This window comes from Luteimonas aquatica, from assembly GCF_022662575.1.
GTDB lineage: Bacteria > Pseudomonadota > Gammaproteobacteria > Xanthomonadales > Xanthomonadaceae > Luteimonas > Luteimonas aquatica.
The window spans coordinates 427,761-445,804 of the sequence record NZ_JALBFU010000002.1 but is presented as its reverse complement, the minus strand read 5'-3'; the positions used below and the strand labels follow the sequence as shown (position 1 = coordinate 445,804).

At 71.7% G+C, this 18,044-nt stretch carries 12 protein-coding genes; 10 read left to right on the top strand and 2 right to left on the bottom strand.

The features are described from left to right. Positions 1-10 precede the first annotated feature (10 nt). Together glpK and MD221_RS08070 are read left to right on the top strand one after the other, a co-directional pair. Positions 11-1,516, top strand: a complete 1,506-nt coding sequence (gene glpK, locus MD221_RS08075; protein WP_242109993.1) for a glycerol kinase GlpK — start codon at positions 11-13, stop codon at positions 1,514-1,516. 162 nt (positions 1,517-1,678) lie between these two features. Next, positions 1,679-2,731, top strand: coding sequence for a DUF5694 domain-containing protein (locus MD221_RS08070; RefSeq protein ID WP_425602236.1), 1,053 nt, complete (start codon positions 1,679-1,681; stop codon positions 2,729-2,731). A gap of 23 nt (positions 2,732-2,754) precedes the next feature. On the opposite strand, the gene MD221_RS08065 is transcribed toward MD221_RS08070, so the two are convergent. Together MD221_RS08065 and MD221_RS08060 are read right to left on the bottom strand one after the other, a co-directional pair. Further along, complete coding sequence (locus MD221_RS08065) at positions 2,755-5,925, bottom strand: efflux RND transporter permease subunit (protein ID WP_242109969.1); 3,171 nt, start codon at positions 5,923-5,925, stop codon at positions 2,755-2,757. Positions 5,926-5,933: 8 nt separating this feature from the next. After that, positions 5,934-7,004 (bottom strand): efflux RND transporter periplasmic adaptor subunit, encoded by a 1,071-nt coding sequence (locus MD221_RS08060; protein WP_425602235.1) that lies wholly within the window; start codon positions 7,002-7,004, stop codon positions 5,934-5,936. A 453-nt stretch (positions 7,005-7,457) separates the two neighbouring features. Between MD221_RS08060 and MD221_RS08055 the strand changes: the two genes are divergently transcribed. The 8 genes from MD221_RS08055 to ilvD all read left to right on the top strand — a co-directional run bounded on the left by MD221_RS08055 (position 7,458) and on the right by ilvD (position 17,998). Beyond that, positions 7,458-7,670, top strand: coding sequence for a DUF6229 family protein (locus MD221_RS08055; protein WP_242109965.1), 213 nt, complete (start codon positions 7,458-7,460; stop codon positions 7,668-7,670). Between the two features lie 130 nt (positions 7,671-7,800). Then, positions 7,801-10,641 (top strand): type 2 lanthipeptide synthetase LanM family protein, encoded by a 2,841-nt coding sequence (locus MD221_RS08050; RefSeq protein WP_242109963.1) that lies wholly within the window; start codon positions 7,801-7,803, stop codon positions 10,639-10,641. 82 nt (positions 10,642-10,723) lie between these two features. After that, the gene (locus MD221_RS17510; protein WP_277928881.1) at positions 10,724-10,846 is read left to right on the top strand and encodes a hypothetical protein; all 123 of its coding nucleotides are present in this window, start codon (positions 10,724-10,726) and stop codon (positions 10,844-10,846) included. Positions 10,847-10,931: 85 nt separating this feature from the next. Then, positions 10,932-13,487, top strand: a complete 2,556-nt coding sequence (gene thrA, locus MD221_RS08045; protein WP_425602226.1) for a bifunctional aspartate kinase/homoserine dehydrogenase I — start codon at positions 10,932-10,934, stop codon at positions 13,485-13,487. 51 nt (positions 13,488-13,538) lie between these two features. Further along, entirely contained in the window at positions 13,539-14,480 is a 942-nt protein-coding gene (locus MD221_RS08040; protein WP_242109962.1) for a homoserine kinase, read from the top strand. A gap of 10 nt (positions 14,481-14,490) precedes the next feature. Next, positions 14,491-15,834: a threonine synthase gene (gene thrC / locus MD221_RS08035; RefSeq protein WP_242109954.1), complete on the top strand. Its 1,344-nt coding sequence runs from the start codon at positions 14,491-14,493 to the stop codon at positions 15,832-15,834. A gap of 114 nt (positions 15,835-15,948) precedes the next feature. Next, entirely contained in the window at positions 15,949-16,101 is a 153-nt protein-coding gene (locus MD221_RS08030) for a hypothetical protein (RefSeq protein WP_242109942.1), read from the top strand. Positions 16,102-16,252: 151 nt separating this feature from the next. Next, positions 16,253-17,998 (top strand): dihydroxy-acid dehydratase, encoded by a 1,746-nt coding sequence (ilvD, locus tag MD221_RS08025; RefSeq protein WP_242109940.1) that lies wholly within the window; start codon positions 16,253-16,255, stop codon positions 17,996-17,998. Positions 17,999-18,044 lie beyond the last annotated feature (46 nt).

Sequence of the window (18,044 nt, the reverse complement as noted above, 5' to 3'; positions counted from 1 at the left end):
CGGAGATCCCATGGACAAACCCTACATCCTCGCCATCGACCAGGGCACCACCAGCTCGCGCGCGATGCTGTTCGACCACGGCGGCTCGATCGTCGGCGTGGCGCAGCGCGAGTTCGAGCAGATCTTCCCGCGCCCGGGCTGGGTGGAGCACAACCCGCGCGAAATCCTGGCCAGCGTGCAGACCACCGCCATCGAGGTGCTGACCAAGGCGCAGATCAGCCCGGAACAGGTGGCCGGCATCGGCATCACCAACCAGCGCGAAACCACCGTGGTCTGGGACAGGAACACCGGCCAGGCGGTCTACAACGCCATCGTCTGGCAGTCGCGGCAGACCAGCGGCATCTGCGAGCAGCTCAAGGCCGACGGCTACGACGACCTGGTGCGCGAGCGCACCGGCCTGCTGATCGACGCCTATTTCTCCGGCACCAAGGTCAAGTGGATCCTGGACAACGTGCAGGGCGCGCGCGAGCGCGCCGAGCGCGGCGAGCTGCTGTTCGGCACCATCGACAGCTGGCTGATCTGGAACCTGTCGGAGAACAGGACCCACGTCACCGACTACACCAACGCCTCGCGCACCATGATGTACGACATCCACAAGCGGCAGTGGGATCCGGAGCTGCTGCGCATGCTCGGCATCCCCGAGTCGATGCTGCCCGAGGTGCGCTCCAGCAGCGAAGTCTATGCGCGCACCGGCTCGCGGCATTTCTTCGCCAACGGCATCCCGATCTGCGGCGTGGCCGGCGACCAGCAGGCCGCCCTGTTCGGCCAGGCCTGCTTCGAGCAGGGCATGGCCAAGAACACCTACGGCACCGGCTGCTTCCTGCTGATGAATACCGGCGAGAAGGCGGTACGCTCCAAGAACGGCCTGCTCACCACCATCGCCTGGGGCCTGGGCGGCAAGGTCGAGTACGCGCTGGAGGGCGCGATCTTCGTCGCCGGCTCGGCGGTGCAGTGGCTGCGCGACGGCCTGCGCATGCTCGGCAAGTCGAGCGACTCGGAAGACTACGCCGAGCGCGCCCGCGGCAACGAGGGCGTGTACTTCGTACCGGCCTTCGTCGGCCTGGGCGCGCCCTACTGGCGCAGCGACGTGCGCGGCGCCATGTTCGGCCTGACCCGCGGCACCACCAAGGAGCACTTCGTCCGCGCCGTGGTCGAATCCATGGCCTACCAGACCCGCGACGTGCTCGAGGCGATGCAGAGCGACGCCGGCATGAAGCTGGCCGGCCTGCGCGCCGACGGCGGCGCGATCGCCAACGACTTCCTCGGCCAGTTCCAGAGCGACATCCTCGACATCGCCGTGGAGCGCCCGCGCATCAACGAGACCACCGCGCTCGGCGCCGCCTATCTCGCCGGCCTGGCGGTGGGCTTCTGGGAGAACCGCGAACAGATCGCGCAGCAATGGCAGGTCGACCGCAAGTTCGAGCCGAAAATGGCCGAGGCCGAGCGCGAAACGCTCTATGCCGGCTGGAAGCGCGCGGTCGAGGCCACGCTGGCCTTCCCGATCAAGCAGGAATGAACCGGTCCGGCAATCGGCAAGTCTGCGCCGCGCCGCCCGCCGGCGCATCGGTCTTGCGTCACTGATCCTCCGCCACTGGCGACATCGCATCGATCTGTGGTGTCGTCGCGCCTCGGTCCCGGCCAGGGACGCTTCTCGGAATGGCATGCGATGAAACCATGGATGATGCGCGGGCTGGCCTTGGCGCTGTGCGGACCTGGCCTGGCATGGGCGCAGGTCGACCTGTCCGCGCTCGACGGGCAAATGGCCGGACCGCGCGCACAAGTGCTCGTGCTCGGATCCGTGCACCTGTCCGGCATGCCCAAGACGTTCAAGCGCGAATCGCTGGCGCCCGTGCTCGACCGGCTGGCCGCATTCCGTCCGAGCGTCATCACCATCGAAGCGATCTCCGGCGAGGGCTGCGATCTGGTCGCGCGCCACCCCACCGTCTATCTCCCCGAGGACATGGCGCGCTATTGCGGCAGCACGGCGGCGGCGGCGAAGGCGACCGGATTGGACATCCCCGCGGCCATCGCCGAAGCGAACCGGACGTTGCGCGACTGGCCCCAGACGCCGGCGCCGGCGCAGCGCCGGCATCTGGCCGCCGTATTCCTTGCCGCGAACGACAAGGCTTCCGCGCTGGTGCAATGGCTGCAGCTTGCCGAAGCCGAGCGCCATGCCGGCGACGGCCTCGACGCCGCGCTGGTCGCCACGCTCGACAAGCTCGCCACGCAGAACAACGAGAACCTGCAGATCGGCGCGCGCCTGGCCGCGCGGCTGGGCCTGCAGCGCGTGTTCGCTATCGACGACCACACCGGCGACGCCGGCGAGGTGACCAACGAGGATATCTACTGGAAAACGATCCAGCAGGCCTGGGAAAGCAAGGACCCCCAGGTGCTGGCTACGCGCAAGCGCGACGAGGCGCTTTCCAGGAGCGAAGACATGCTGGCGCTTTACCGCTTCATCAACGATCCGGGGACGATGCGCGTCATGATCGACAGCGATTTCGGCGCCAATCTGCGCGCAGCCTCGCCCCGCCACTTCGGCCAGATCTACGTGGCGGGCTGGGAGACCCGCAACCTGCGCATGGTGGCGAACATCCGCGCGGCGTTCCGCGACGCGCCCGGCGCCCGCGTGCTCTCGATCGTCGGCGGCTCGCACAAGCCCTGGTTCGACAGCCTGCTCGGACAGATGCAGGGCGTGGACATCGTCGACGCGGAGGAAGTCCTCAAATAGTCTCCGGGCTGCAACGCGTTCGTTCAGTTCTCCGGCACCTTCACCCGGAACCAGGCCGCGTACAGCGCCGGCAGGAACAGCAGGGTCAGCAGCGTCGCCACCAGCAGCCCGCCCATGATCGCCACCGCCATCGGCCCGAAGAAGGCGCTGCGCGAGAGCGGAATCATCGCCAGGATCGCCGCCAGCGCCGTCAGCACGATCGGCCGGAAGCGCCGCACCGTCGCGTCCACGATCGCCCGCCACGGCTCGTGGCCCTCGCCGCGGTCCTGCTCGATCTGGTCCACCAGGATCACCGAGTTGCGCATGATCATGCCCGCCAGCGCGATCGTGCCGAGCATGGCCACGAAACCGAACGGCACGCGGAACACCAGCAGGAACAGCGTCACCCCGATCAGGCCGAGCGGCGCGGTGAGCAGCACCATGAAGCTGCGCGAGAAGCTGCGCAGCTGCAGCATCAGCAGGGTGAACACCACGAAGACGAACAGCGGCACGCCGGCGTTGATCGACTTCTGGCCGCGCGCCGAGTCCTCCACGCTGCCGCCGACGTCGATGGAATAGCCGTAGGGCAGCGCCGCGCGCAACCCGTCCAGGGTCGGCGAGATCTGCCCGGCCACCGTCGCCGGCTGGGTGCCGTCGTAGATGTCGGCGCGCACTGTCATGGTCGGCTTGCGGTCGCGGTGCCAGATGATGCCCTCCTCGAAGCCGTATTCGAGCGTGGCGATCTGGGTGAGCGGCACGCCGCGTCCGCTGGAGGTGGGCACCGAGAGGCTGCCGAGCATGTCCAGCTGCAGGCGCTCCTCGTCCGGTCCGCGCAGCAGGATCTCGACCAGGCGGTTGCGCTCGCGGTAGGTGCTCACGTGCGTGCCCGACAGCGAGCTGGACAGGAACTGCGACAGCTGCGCCGAGCTGACGCCGAGCGCGCGCGCCCGCTCCTGGTCAACGTGCAGGATCACCAGCTTGCCGGGCTCGTCCCAGTCCAGGTTGACGTTGGTGACGTGCGGGTTCTGGCGCATCTTCTCGCGCACCTGGTAGGCGATCTTGCGTACCCGGTCGATGTGCTCGCCGGAGACCCGGAACTGCACCGGATACCCCACCGGCGGCCCGTTCTCCAGGCGCGTGACGCGCATCTGCAGCTCCGGGAAGCGCGGCGCGACGTCGCGGATGATCCAGTTGCGGATCGCCTCGCGCGCCTGCAGGTCCTTTGGCGTGAGCACGAACTGGGCGAAGTTGGCCGCCGGCAGCTGCTGGTCCAGGGGCAGGTAGAAGCGCGGCGAACCGGTGCCGACGTAGGCGACGTAGTTCTCCAGGTCCGAACGCCGCTTGAGCATGGCCTCCAGGCGGCCGGCCTGGGCCGCGGTGGCGCGCAGCGAGCTGCCCTCGGCCAGCTCCATGTCCACCATGAGCTCGGGCCGCGTCGAGTCCGGGAAGAACTGCTGCGGCACGAAGCGGAACAGGAACAGCGAGCCGACGAAGGCCAGCACCGTCACCGCGATCACCAGCTTGCGATGGCGCACGCACCAGGTCACCCAGCCGCGGAAACGGGTGTAGAAGCGCGTGGCGTAGGGATCGTGGTCGCGGCCGTCGTGCGGCGGCGGCGTGACCATGTCGGCCAGCACGGTGTGCCCGCGCGCGCGCAGGCGCTCGCCCCAGCGCGTGCGCATGGCGTGCCAGCGCGCGGCCGGCGAGCCGGGCTTGAGCGCCGCGGCATGCCCGTGGTCCGGCAGCAGCTTGTCGCCGAGGAAGGGAATGAAGGCGACCGCGGCGATCCACGACACCACCAGCGCGATGGTCACCACCTCGAACAGCGAGCGGGTGTATTCGCCGGTGCTGGAGGCCGCCGTGGCGATGGGCAGGAAGCCCGCCGCGGTGATCAGGGTGCCGGTGAGCATCGGGAACGCGGTGCTGTCCCAGGCGAAGGCCGCCGCGCGCAGGCGGTCGAAGCCCTGCTCCATCTTGATGGCCATCATCTCCACCGCGATGATCGCATCGTCCACCAGCAGCCCGAGCGCCAGCACCAGCGCGCCCAGCGAGATCTTGTGCAGGCCGACGCCGAAGAAGGCCATCAGCGCGAAGGTCATCGCCAGCACCAGCGGGATGGAGACCGCCACCACCAGGCCGGTGCGAAGGCCCAGCGAGAAGAAGCTCACCAGCAGCACGATGGCCACGGCCTCGGCCAGCACGCGCACGAACTCGCCCACCGACTCCTGCACCGCCGCCGGCTGGTCGGACACCTTGCGCAGCTGCATGCCCGCCGGCAGCGTCTGCTGCAGGCGCGCGAACTCGGTCTCCAGGGTCTTGCCGAGCTTGAGGATGTCGCCGCCCTGCTTCATGGCCACGCCGATGCCGATGGCGTCCTCGCCCATGAAGCGCATGCGCGGCTGCGGCGGATCGGAAAAGCCGCGCCGCACCTCGGCCACGTCGCCCAGGCGGAAGGTGCGGTCGCCGACGCGGATCGGGAAGGCGCGGATCTGCTCCACGGTCTTGAACTGCCCGTCCACGCGCAGCGGCACGCGCGTGCTGCCGGTCTCGAAGAAGCCGGCCGAGACCAGCGCGTTCTGCTGGTCGAGCGCCTCCTGCACCGCCTGCATCGGCACGCCGAGCGTGGCCAGTTTGACGTTGGACAGCTCGATCCAGATCTTCTCGTCCTGCACGCCGAACAGGTCGATCTTGGCCACGTCCGGCTGGTCCTGCAGCGCCAGCTGCACGCGGTCGGCGTAATCGCGCAGCACCGCGTAGTCGAAGCCCCGGCCGGTGAGCGCGTAGATGTTGCCGAAGGTGTCGCCGAACTCGTCGTTGAAGAACGGCCCGACGATGTCGGCCGGCAGCTGCGAGCGGATGTCGCCGACCTTCTTGCGCACCTGGTACCAGAGCGGCTGGATGTCCTTCGAGCGCATCGAGTCGCGCGCCACGAACATCACCTGCGACTCGCCCGGGCGCGAATACGAGCGGATGAACTCGTAGTCGCCGGTCTCCATCAGCTTCTTCTCGATGCGCTCGGTCACCTGCCGCGAGACCTGCTCGGCGGTGGCGCCCGGCCACAGCGTCTGCACCACCATCACCTTGAAGGTGAAGGCGGGGTCCTCGCTGCGCCCCAGGCGCAGGTAGGACATGGTGCCGACGATGGCCATCACCAGCATCGCGTAGACGACCAGGCTGCGGTGGCGCAGCGCCCATTCGGAGAGATTGAAGCGCATGGCGGCGGCTACCGGGCCAGCGGGCGGTTGTCGCGGTCCACTGCCTGCACCTTCTGCCCGACCCGCAGCAGATGGCCGCCGGCAGCCACCACCCAGTCGTCGGGTTTCAGGCCGCTGCGCACGGGCACCCGTTCCTGCCCGAACGGACCGATCTGCACCGGCTGCAGGCGCAGCGTGTTGTCGCGGGGATCGACGACGAACACCGCCGCGCCGTTGCCCGAGCGCTGCACCGCGGCCAGCGGCACGCTCATGCCGCCCAGCGCGTCGTGCGGCAGGTAGATGCGCGCGCTCTGCCCCAGCTCCAGCGTGCCGGCCGGCGCGTCGACGGTGACGCGCGCGGCGTAGGTGCGCGAGGCGGCGTCGGCGGCCGGCGCCACTTCGCGCACGCGTCCCGGCCAGCGCTTGCCCGGCTGCGACCACAGCTCCACCAGCACCGGCTGCCCGGGCTTGAAGGTGGCGATGGCGCCTTCGGGCACGGCGAAGGCCACCTCGCGCACGCCGTCGGCGGCGAGCGCGAACACCTGCTGGCCCGCGGCCACCACCTGTCCCGCCTCGGCGCTGCGCGTGGCGATCACCCCGGCCTTGGGCGCGAGCAGCCGCGAGTAGGCGGCCTGGTTGCGGGCGACCAGCAGATTGGCGCGGGCGGCATTCACCTGCTCCTGCGCGGCCTTGGCGGCGGCGTTCTGCGCGTCGAGATTGGAACGGCTGACCAGCTGATCCTGCGCCAGCCTGGCGAAGCGCGCCTGGTCGGCGCGGGCGCGGCCGTATTCGGCCTCGGCGGCGACCAGCTGCGCCTGCGCGGCGCGCGCCTGCGCGTCCAGGTCGCCGGGGTCCAGCACCGCCAGCACCTGGCCGGCATCGACATGCGCGCCGATATCGACGCGGCGCTCGACGAGCTTGCCGCCGACGCGGAAGGAGAGCGCGCTTTCCTCGCGCGCCCGTACCTCGCCGGCGAAGGCCGAGACGCCGCCGACCGCGCCCTCGGGCCGGGTCACCAGGACCGGGCGCGGCGCCTCCTCTGCGGCCGGCTTGCCGCCGCAGGCGGACAGGAGCAGCGCGAGGGCCGCGCCGGGAAGGATCGCTGTGAGACGGGTCCGGGCGGAACGAGTCCGGGTGAAGCGGTGCCGGCTGCGCATGGGTGCCTCTTCGGCAATTAGTGCACTTCCCGGTACTGTATATATATCAAACCAGCCGGTCCAGTTATTTCTGGGGGGATCGTGACCCGCGTTCAGACCGTCCGTCCGAACCGTGACGCGGTCGCGGCTTCGCCTCCGGCCGCCGCCCGGGGCTTTGGTGCAGGCGCACACGCCAAACCGGGATGCAGGACCGCAATCGGCGGTTGACGCGACGCAGGCCGGCGCGCAGCGTATCGACGCGGCGCCTCCGCCGTCGCCGGCCCAGGCCGGACCGGGGGCACGGGGCCCGCGTGTGTTGCACGTCGAAACGTCGGAACCGGCTCGCTTCCGGGAACGGGAGATGCCGCGCCCGATGTCATGCGTTTTCGAATGAACCTCAAAAAGGAGAACAGGGTTATGCAACAGAATGACGACGTCGTTTCCGCTTGGCTCAACGGTTCGGACAGCATCGACAGCCTCGACAACCCGGCCGGTCCGCTCTACATCGGCGGCCAGGCGGCAACCGAGGCGGCGCTGGCGGGCACCGACATGCGCGCCACGCTGCGCGCCTGCGGAACGCTGGCCGGCGGCACCACCTGCAGCTTCGGCGGCGGCTGCGCCTGCTGCTGAGCCGTAGCGACACCACGCGCAGCCGCGGCCCCGCCCGGCTGCGCGTTTTCCGACACGCATTCGACGATCGGTCCGGCGAACGCGAAGCGCGCCGGGCATCCGCGCCCACGACAAGGACTTCGAACGCACGATGAGCGAAACGGAATCGCCGGACGCCTTCGGCCGCATCATCGACCATGTCACCGCCGCTTCGCGCGCGGCCTGCGCCGCGCAGTTGGCGCTGCTCGCCCCGCGCCTGGCGCCCGAAGAGGCGGCGCTGATCCTGGAAGCCGCCGAAGACGCCCTGCGCGGCAATGCGCGCCTAAAGCTCAATCGCGTGCTGCTGCTGGAACTGCACGCGGCCCAGCGCGCCGGCGAGCTGACCGCACCGGACGAGGCCGGCCGCTTCGCCCAGTTCGTCGAACGCGCGGTGCAGCCGGCGTTCGCCGCGCACCTGGACCGCCGCTATCCGCCGCTGCGCGAGCGCCTGGCGCTGGCGCTCGACCGCCAGCGCGGCGCCATCGGCGCCCTCGCCGAGCGCTTCGCCGACGACCGCGACCTGCTCGAACCGCTGCTCGGTGCGCCCGCCGGCCGATTGCTCGCGCTCTCGCTCGGCCAGGGTGACCTGCACGACGGCGGCCAGACCGTGGCGCGGCTGACGCTGCAGGGCGGCACCGTGATGTACAAGCCGCGCTCGCTGCGCGTGGACGCCACGCTCGACGCCTTTCTCGCGCACCTGTTCGGCGAGGAGGCGAACCGCGTGCGCGTGCCGGCGGTGATCGACCGCGGCGGCCACGGCTGGGCCGCGTTCGCCGCGCACCGCTACTGCGAAAGCGACGCGGAACTGCGCACCTTCTACCGCGGCCTCGGCCACTGGCTGGCGGTGCTGCGCCTGCTCGGGGGCACCGACATCCACCTGGAGAATCTCATCGCCGTCGGCCCGGTGCCGGTGGTGATCGACGTCGAGAGCGTGTTCGAGGTCGTGCCCGAGGGCGAGCCGTCGGCATACGGGCGCGCCTACGACAGCGCGCAGGCGCTGATCCGCAATTCCGTGCTGCGCACCGGCATCGTGCCCTTCCGCACCCAGGCGATCGGCTTCGAGGGCGTGGATTTCTCTGCCGCCGGCGCGCTGCCCGACCAGCAGCCGCAGGTCAAGGCGCCGGTGATCGTCGACGCCGGCACGCTGCGCGCGCGGCTGCAGGTGGTGGACGTCGACATGGTCCGGGCGCAGAACCATCCCAGCGCGCGCCCGGACGTTTCGCAGTACTGGGACGAGATCAGCGACGGCTTCCTGGAGGTCACCGCGCGCATGCGCCGCCTCGATGCCGACGGGGCGCTGCTGCCCCGGATCGCGGCCTTCGAGGGCTGCCGCGTGCGCGAGATCCGCCGCGCCACCCGCGCCTACGTCGAGGTCGGACGCATGCTCTGGCACCCGGCCTCGCTGCACAAGGAGGCCGAGGCGATCGAGCGGGCGCGCGACCTGTTCGCGCGCAACGCCGCCATCACCCCGAACGCGCCCGCGCAGCATGCGGAAATCCAGGCGGAGATCGACGACCTGCGCCACGGCGACGTGCCGATCTTCGTCGCGCCGCTGACGCGCGAGCGCATCGACGCCGTGCTCGCGGACTGGCGCGCCATGCGCATCGACCTGGAGGAACTGACGATCCGCAGCGCGCTGGTCGCCACCGATCTCAACCAGCGCATGCGCGATCGCGAGGAGGAGCGGCGCGGCCAGCGCTACCTCGCGCGCCATCCGCGCCGCGACGATCTCGATGCGCGGCGGCGCAAGCTCGCCGCCGACGCCGTCGAGCGCCTGCTGCGGCTGGCGGTGCGCGGCGACGACGGCTCCACCACCTGGATCACGCCCGAGATCAGCCACGGCGGCTGGCTGGTGCAGCCGGTGCAGGCGGACGTGTACTTCGGCCTGGGCGGCATCGCGGTGACGCTTGCCGGCTATCTGCACGAGACCGCCGCCGGCCGCGCCGACGCGGCCGGCGGCGTCGAGGAGGCGCTCGATGGCGCGGTGCGCATGCTGCGCGCGATGGAAGCGGGAAATGCGCCGACCACCGTGGGCGCCTTCTCCGGCTATGCGGCGCAGGTCTGGACCTGGCTGACGCTGTACGACCTGCTGCGGCGCGGCGAGCTGCTCGACCAGGCCGTCGCGCGCGCGCAGGCCTTGGAACTGCACGGATTCGACGCGGACCAGCGCTTCGACGTGGTCGATGGCGCCGCCGGCGCCATCGTGCCGCTGCTGCACCTGGCCGATGCCAGCGGCGACGCGCGCTGGCGCACGCTGGCCGCGCAGGCGGCGCGACGGCTGGAGGCGTCCGCCATCGTCGATGCGCGCGGCGCGCGCTGGCCGACGGCGGAGTCGCAGGATCCCTCGCACGGCTTCGCCCACGGCGCCACCGGCATCGCCTGGGCGCTGGCGCGACTGGCGCTGTCCGACGCCGGCGACGCGGCGGACCGCGCGCGCTGGCGGACGCTGTCCGAGCAGGGCTTCGCCTTCCAGGAATCCTGCTACGACGCGGTGCTGGGCAACTGGATCGACGCGCGCGAGCACGATGGCAGCTTCACCTTCCCGACCTGGTGCCACGGCAGCGTCGGCATCGGCCTGTGCGCGGGGGATCTGTATGCGCGCACCGGCGAGGCGCGCCACCTGTGCACGCTGCGCCGCGCCGTCGCCGCCTCGCGCGGCAAATGGGGGTCCAGCCACACGCTCTGCCACGGCGACATGTCGCTGCACGAGCTGTTCGCGCGCGCCGCCGCGCTCGATCCCGAGGGATGCGCCGGCGATCCCGACGAGGGCGCGATGCAGATCGTCTCGGCCATCGAGGAGCACCGCGGCATGGTCGGCGGCCTGACCCGCGCCGCGTTCACCCCGGGGCTGATGACCGGCCTGGCCGGCGCGATCCATGGCCTGAGCCGGCTGCATCCGCAATGCACGCTCGCCTCGCCGCTGCTGCTGGAGCGGCGCGCCCGGGCGGCGTGAGGCTGCCTCGCCCACGCTTGTGTTCCGCGACCGGCGACCGGCGCTTGACGCACCGCACCACGATCCGGTAATCCTAGGCGCCATGCACGCCGTCCCCGCCCTCGCCCGCCCCGTCCGCCCGGCCATCGGCCCGGTCGCGGCCGCGATGACGATTACCACCACGACCACCACCTCGACCGAGGTGCGGACGGGCGTGTCCACCTAATCGATCACGCCCTCCGCACCCGAACCGGGTGCGGGGCGGCAGCCTCCCCCGAATCGCGGCGCGGAGCCCAACCGGAGCTCCTCCCATGTCGTCCGCGCCGCCCTCGAAAGATCCTGTCCCCGCTGCCCCCGGCATCGCCTCGCCGGGCCCGGCGCCGCAACCCGTGCGCTGTCACGTCCACAAGTTCGGCGGCAGCAGCCTCGCCGACGCCGCGCACATGCGCGTGCTGCCGGCGCTGATCGACGACGGCGCGGCCACGCGCCTGGTGGTGGTCTCGGCGATGCAGGGCACCACCAACGCCCTGGTCGCGCTGGGCACCGCCGCCGGCGAACGCCAGGACTGGAACGCCGCCTGGCAGGCGCTGCTGCAACGCCATCTCGACGCGGCGCGGGCGCTCGCGCCGCAGGACGCCGCGCTGGGCGAAGCCCTGGCCGCCGACTTCGCCGCGCTGCGCGAGGACCTCGCCACGCTGGCCGCCGGCACCATGGAACTGGAGAACGTGCTGGCGCGCGTGCATGGGCTCGGCGAGATCTGCTCCTCGCGCCTGGTGCAGGCCGCGCTCGGCGCCGGCGACTGGCAGCGCCTGGACGCGCGCGAGGTGCTGGTGGTGCATCCGGGCGAGATGGGCGCGGGCGTGGACTGGGACGCCAGCCGCCGCAATTTCGCGCAGTGGCGCGCGCGCAATCCCGGCCGCGACACCATCGTCACCGGCTTCGTCGCGCGCGACGCGCGCGGGCGCGACACCACGCTCGGCCGCAACGGCAGCGACTACTCGGCGGCGATCTTCGCCAACCTCGCCGACGCCGACACGCTGACCATCTGGACCGATGTCGACGGCGTGCTCTCCGCCGATCCGCGCCTGGTGCCGGACGCGGTCTGCCTGCCGGTGCTCTCCTACGCCGAGGCCTGCGAACTGGCCTACTTCGGCGCCAAGGTGCTGCATCCGCAGACGCTGGCGCCGGTGCAATGGCGCGGCATCCCGCTGCACATCCGCAACACGCTGCGCCCCGGCGCGCCCGGCACCTGGATCCTGGCGCAGTCGGGCGCGCAGGCGCACGGCGGCAACGGCGGACCGGTCAAGGGCCTGAGCCTGATCGACGGGCTGGCGGTGCTGGAGCTGGTCGGCAACGGCATGATCGGCGTGCCCGGCTCGGCGCAGCGCCTGTTCGCCGCGCTGCACGAGGCCGGCGTATCGGTGACGATGATCTCGCAGGGCTCCTCCGAGCATTCGATCTGCTGCCTGGTGCGCGCCGAGCAGGCCGAGCGCGGCCGCAAGGCGATCCTGGCCGCCTTCGCCGGCGAGATGGCCGACGCGCAGACCCAGGGCGTGAACATCACCTACGAGATCTGCGTGCTGGCGGCGGTCGGCGACGGCATGGTCGGCACCCCCGGCGTGGCGGCGCGGCTGCTCGGCGGCCTCTCCCAGGCGCGCGTGAACGTGCGCGCGATCGCGCAGGGCGCCAGCGAGCGCAACATCTCGGTGGCGGTGGCCAAGTCCGATGCCACGCGCGCGCTGCGCGCCGCGCACGCGGCGTTCTGGCTGTCGCCGCAGACCATCTCGGTCGGCGTGATCGGCCCCGGGCAGGTCGGCCGCGCCCTGCTCTCGCAACTGGCGGCGACGCTGCCGCGCCTGCGCGCGCAGTCGAACGTCGACCTGCGCCTGCGCGCGGTGGCCGACAGCCGGCGGATGCTGCTCTCCCCGGGCGCTCTCGACCCGTCCGCCGCGCACGAGGCGCTCAAGCAGGAAGGCGGCGACGGCGATGGCACGGCCGCGGTCGACCTGGACGCCTTCGCCGCGCACGTGCGCGCCGAGCATCTGCCGCACGCGCTGATCGTCGATTGCAGCGCCAGCGATGCGGTCGCGGCCCGGTATCCGCAATGGCTGGCGGCCGGCATCCACGTGGTCACCCCCAACAAGCACGCCGGCAGCGGCGACTGGTCGCGCTACGCGGCGATCCGCGAGGCGCAGCGCGGCGGCGGCAGCTTCCTCTATGAGGCCACCGTCGGCGCCGGCCTGCCGGTCATCCTTACCCTGCGCAACCTGCTCGACACCGGCGACGTGCTGCACGAGGTGGACGGCATGTTCTCCGGCACCCTGGCCTGGCTGTTCAACAGCTACGACGGTAGCCAGCCGTTCTCGGCCCTGGTGCGGCAGGCCCGCGAGATGGGCTACACCGAACCCGATCCGCGCGACGACCTGTCCGGGCTCGACGTGGCGCGCAAGCTGGTGATCCTGGCGCGCGAGGCCGGGCGCGAGCTGTCGGTCGAGGACGTGGCGGTGGAAAGCCTGGTCCCGCCGCAGCTGCAAGGCGTCGGCCGCGAGGAGTTCCTGGCGCGCCTGGAGGAACTCGACGAGCCCATGCGGCAGCGCCTGGAGGCCGCGCGCGCGCAAGGGCTGGCGCTGCGCCACATCGCCAAGCTCGACCGCGACGGCCGCGCCAGCGTCGGCGTGGTCGCGCTGCCGCCCGGACACGCCTGCTGCAAGACCCGGCTCACCGACAACCTGGTGCAGTTCCGCAGCGAACGCTATTCGGAGAACACGCTGGTGGTGCAGGGACCGGGCGCAGGCCCGCAGGTGACCGCGGCCGGCGTGTTCGGCGACGTGCTGATGATCGCGCACGGGTTGGGCGCGCGCGTCTAGCCGACGCCTTCGGCGCGCACCACTCCATCGACCTGATATAGATTCATTCCCATGACTCCTCCCCATCAAGTCCGCGCCTTCGCGCCCGCCAGCGTCGGCAACATCGGCGTCGGCTTCGACCTGCTCGGCCATGCCATCGTCGGGCCGCGCGACGTCGCGCTGGTGCGGCGCATCGACGCGCCCACGGTGCGCATCGCGGCGATCCGCGGCGACGTGCCCGGCGCCGACGCGCTGCCGCTGGAGGCCGAGCGCAACACCGCCGGCCGCGCGCTGCTCTCGATGCGCGAAAGCCTGCAACTGCCGCACGGCTTCGAACTCACGCTGGAGAAGGGCATCGCGCTCGGCTCCGGACTCGGCGGCTCGGCGGCCTCGTGCGTGGCCGCGGTGGTGGCGGCCAACGCCCTGCTCGACGCGCCGCTGGAACGCGAGGCGCTGTACGGATTCGCGCTGGACGGCGAATCGGTGTCCAGCGGCAGCCGCCACGGCGACAACGTCGCGCCGATGCTGCTCGGCGGCGTGGCGATGGCCACGCCCACGCGCATGATCGCGCTCGCCGCGCCCGACTGGCTGCACTGCGTGGCGGTGCATCCCGACCAGGTGCTGGAGACGCGGCGCGCGCGCGCCGTGCTGTCCGAACCCTATGCGCTGCACGCCTTCGTCGAGCAGAGCACGTCGCTCGCGCTGTTCCTGACCGGCCTGCAGCGCGGCGACGCCGGATTGCTCCGCGAAGGCCTGCGCGACGGCCTGGTGGAGCCGCGCCGCGCGCCGCTGATCCCGGGCTTCGCGCAGGTCAAGGCCGCCGCGCTCGCGCATGGCGCGCTGGGCGCGAGCATTTCCGGCGGCGGGCCGAGCGTGTTCGCCTGGTTCGCCTCCAAGGCCGAGGCCGAGGCGGCCGCGCCGGCGATGCGCGCCGGCTTCGTCGAGTCCGGGTTCGACGCGCGCGCCTACGTCTCGCCGGTCAACGCGCCGCGCGCGGAGGTCATGCCCGCATGAAGCCGTCCGCATGAAATTCGTCAGCACGCGCGGACAGATCCCGCCCACCGCCATCGACGATGCCCTCAGTGCCGGCCTCGCCCCCGATGGCGGCCTGTACGTACCCGAGCGCATTCCGATGCTCGCATCCTGGCAACCGACGGCCCGCCTCGCCGACACCGCGCAGGCGGTGCTGGCGCCCTACTTCGCCGAGTCGTCGCTGCGCGACCGGCTGGCTGCGATCTGCGACCAGGCCTATTCCTTCGACGCGCCGCTGCGCCCGATGCGCGGCGATGGCGCCGGGCCAGATCGCGATTTCCTGTTCGAGCTGTTCCACGGCCCCACGGCGGCGTTCAAGGATTACGCGGCGCGCTTCCTGGCCGGCGCGCTTGCCGGCCTGCGTGCCGCCGACGCGGCGACCGGCACGGCTCCGACCAACACGATCCTGGTCGCCACCTCCGGCGACACCGGCGCCGCGGTGGCCGCCGCCTTCCACCGCCGTCCCGGCTTCCAGGTCGTGATCCTGTACCCCGACGGCAAGGTCTCGCCGCGCCAGGCGCATGGACTGGGCTGCTGGGGCGAGAACGTGCGCGCCTTCCGCATCGACGGCAGCTTCGACGACTGCCAGCGCCTGGCCAAGCAGGCGCTCGCCGACGGCGACCTGCGCCGCCTGGTGCCGCTGAGCTCGGCCAACAGCATCAGCCTCGGCCGGCTGCTGCCGCAGGCGGCCTACTACGCGCACGCGGCGACCCGCTTCGCGGCCGAACACGGCGATGCGCTCAATGTCATCGTGCCCACCGGCAACCTCGGCAACGCCTGCGCCGCGCTGGTGGCGCGGCGCATGGGCGCGCCGGTCGGCGAGATCCGCCTGGCCACCAATGCCAACGACACCCTGCCGCGCTATTTCGCCGGCGAGGACTACGCGCCGCGGCCGACCCGCGCCACCCTGGCCAATGCCATGGACGTCGGCGCGCCCAGCAACTTCGAGCGGCTGCGCCATTGGCATGACGGCGACGACGCCCGGCTGCGCGGCGCGATCCAGGTCCAGGGCGTGGACGATGCGACCATTCGCGCCACCATCGCCGCGGCGCCGCGCCGGCACGGCGTCGTGCCCTGCCCGCATACCGCGACCGGATTGTTTCTGCTGGAACGATTGCGCGAACAGGGGGACGAGCGCCCCTGGGCGGTGGCGGCCACCGCGCATCCGGCCAAGTTCGAGAGCATCGTCGAGCCCCTGGTGGGGCATCCGGTCGAACCGCCGCCGGCCCTGGCCGCCTCGCTGGCGCAGCCGGCGCGGGCCGATGCGCTGCCGGCCGACTACGCCGCGCTGCGCGCGCTGCTCGCCGCCGCGCCCATTGAGCGCGGCTCCTATTAAGCGCGGCGCCTTCAGGCAGGCTTCCCCGCCCGGTGCGACGAAAACCGCTTCATGGCGAAAAGTTCTAACTGAAACTGTTGACAAGCCCGCTTCGGGCATGGTTTTCTCGCCCACATGACGCAGCGCAACAACCATCCGCGAGTCCTGCAGACCACGTCGAACGACGTGGCGAAGGACTGGCTGCTGCCGTCGCTGCCGATCGTCGGCCTTATTCTCGTACTCGTCCTTATTACCGTCCAAACAGGCGCGGGAGTCGGGTTTGCGTAAGTAAAAAAGCAAAACCCAGGTCGAAAGAACCAAGACCCCGCGCCCAAAAGGCGCGGGGTTTTTCGTTTTGACGGCCTGGATTCCGAAATCAACGCCCGCGCGCGGATGCGCGGGTTCCTGCGAAGGATTCGCAGCAACGGAACACTGGTTCGTGAGAAGCAACTCCATCAAGCAAGGCCCCGCCCACGCCCCCGCGCGCGCCATGCTGCGCGCCACCGGGCTGGACGATGCGGCCATCGCCAAGCCCTTCGTCGGCGTGATCCACACCTGGTCCGACGTCTCGCCCTGCAACATCACCCTGCGCGACCTGGCCCAGGACGTGCGCCGCGGCGTGCTGGAGGCGGGCGGCACGCCGATCGAGTTCAACACCATCGCCGTCACCGACGGCATCGCCATGGGCTCGGACGGCATGCGCGCCTCGCTGGCCTCGCGCGAGACCATCGCCGATTCGATCGAGCTGGCGGTCAGCGGCCACTGCCTGGACGCGATGGTGCTGCTGGTGGGCTGCGACAAGACCATCCCCGCCGCGGCGATGGCGGCCGCGCGATTGGATATCCCGACGGTGATCCTGTACGGCGGCACCATCATGCCGGGCCGCTGCCCGTCCAAGCAGGGCGCCAGCGACGACAAGCCGCTGACCGTGCAGGACGTGTTCGAAGCGGTCGGCGCGCATTCGGCCGGGCGCATCGACGACGCCGAGCTGCACCGCATCGAATCGCACGCCTGCCCCGGCGCCGGCGCCTGCGGCGGCCAGTTCACCGCCAACACCATGGCGATGGTGCTCACCTTCCTCGGCCTGTCGCCGCTGGGGCTGAACGACATTCCGGCGATCCACGCCGAGAAACCGGCCGCCGCCCGCGCATGCGGCGAGCTGGTGATGGCGCGCATGCGCGATGGCGGACCGAGACCGCGCGACCTTCTCTCTCTCGCCGCGCTGCGCAACGCGGCGCGCGCGGTCTCGGCCACCGCCGGTTCCACCAACGCGGCGCTGCACCTGCTGGCGATCGCGCACGAGGCCGGCGTGCCCTTCGACCTGGAGGAATTCGAGGCGGCCAGCGCCGCCACGCCGGTGATCGCCGACCTGAAGCCGGGCGGCCGCTACACCGCGGCGGAAATGTTCGAGTACGGCGGCGCGGCGCTGGTGGCGCGCGAGCTGCGGGCGGCCAGCCTGATCGAGGACATTCCGACGGTCACCGGCCGCAGCTTCTTCGCGGAGGTCGACGCCGCCGCCGTGTCGGCGGCGCAGGACGTGGTGCGCCCGATCGGCGACCCGATCAAGCCGCGCGGCGGCTATTCCATCCTCTACGGCAACCTCGCGCCCGAGGGCTGCATCGTCAAGCTCGCCGGCCACGGCCGCGAGCGCCACACCGGCCCGGCGCGCGTGTTCGACAGCGAGGAAGCCGCCTTCGCCGCCGTGCAGGCGCGGCAGATCCGCGCCGGCGACGTGGTGGTGATCCGCTTCGAGGGCCCGGCCGGCGGCCCCGGCATGCGCGAGATGCTGGCGGTCACCGCCGCCCTGGTCGGCCAGGGGCTGGGCAACGACGTCGCCCTGCTCACCGACGGCCGCTTCAGCGGCGCCACGCACGGCTTCATGGTCGGCCACGTCTGCCCGGAGGCCGCGCGCGGCGGTCCGATCGCGCGGCTGCGCGACGGCGACCGCGTGACCATCGACGTCGCCACGCGCCGACTCGACGCCGATGCCGACCTGGCGCAGCGCGCGCCCGCGCGCATCGCCCCGCGCGTGACCACCGGCGTGCTGGCCAAGTACGCGCGCGACGTCGGCTCGGCCTCGAAGGGCGCGGTGACCGCGCCCGGACCGCTCGACGAGAACAAACGCATCGCCGCGACGCTGGTGGCCTCGGCCCCCGACGAACGCACGCAAATCGCTCTTGCTTGATTCGCTTCGCCTGACCCGACCGCCCTTCCGCCCAACACATCCACTG

What these genes read in the sequence shown, in the direction of transcription:
- MD221_RS17510 (WP_277928881.1), top strand. Translation starts at nt 10,724, where the DNA reads ATGCACGCCGTCCCCGCCCTCGCCCGCCCCGTCCGCCCGGCCATCGGC.
- MD221_RS08030 (WP_242109942.1), top strand. Translation starts at nt 15,949, where the DNA reads ATGACGCAGCGCAACAACCATCCGCGAGTCCTGCAGACCACGTCGAAC.
- MD221_RS08055 (WP_242109965.1), top strand. Translation starts at nt 7,458, where the DNA reads ATGCAACAGAATGACGACGTCGTTTCCGCTTGGCTCAACGGTTCGGAC.
- MD221_RS08070 (WP_425602236.1), top strand. Translation starts at nt 1,679, where the DNA reads ATGATGCGCGGGCTGGCCTTGGCGCTGTGCGGACCTGGCCTGGCATGG.
- thrA (WP_425602226.1), top strand. Translation starts at nt 10,932, where the DNA reads ATGTCGTCCGCGCCGCCCTCGAAAGATCCTGTCCCCGCTGCCCCCGGC.
- MD221_RS08040 (WP_242109962.1), top strand. Translation starts at nt 13,539, where the DNA reads ATGACTCCTCCCCATCAAGTCCGCGCCTTCGCGCCCGCCAGCGTCGGC.
- MD221_RS08065 (WP_242109969.1), bottom strand. Translation starts at nt 5,925, where the DNA reads ATGCGCTTCAATCTCTCCGAATGGGCGCTGCGCCACCGCAGCCTGGTC.
- thrC (WP_242109954.1), top strand. Translation starts at nt 14,491, where the DNA reads ATGAAATTCGTCAGCACGCGCGGACAGATCCCGCCCACCGCCATCGAC.
- MD221_RS08050 (WP_242109963.1), top strand. Translation starts at nt 7,801, where the DNA reads ATGAGCGAAACGGAATCGCCGGACGCCTTCGGCCGCATCATCGACCAT.
- glpK (WP_242109993.1), top strand. Translation starts at nt 11, where the DNA reads ATGGACAAACCCTACATCCTCGCCATCGACCAGGGCACCACCAGCTCG.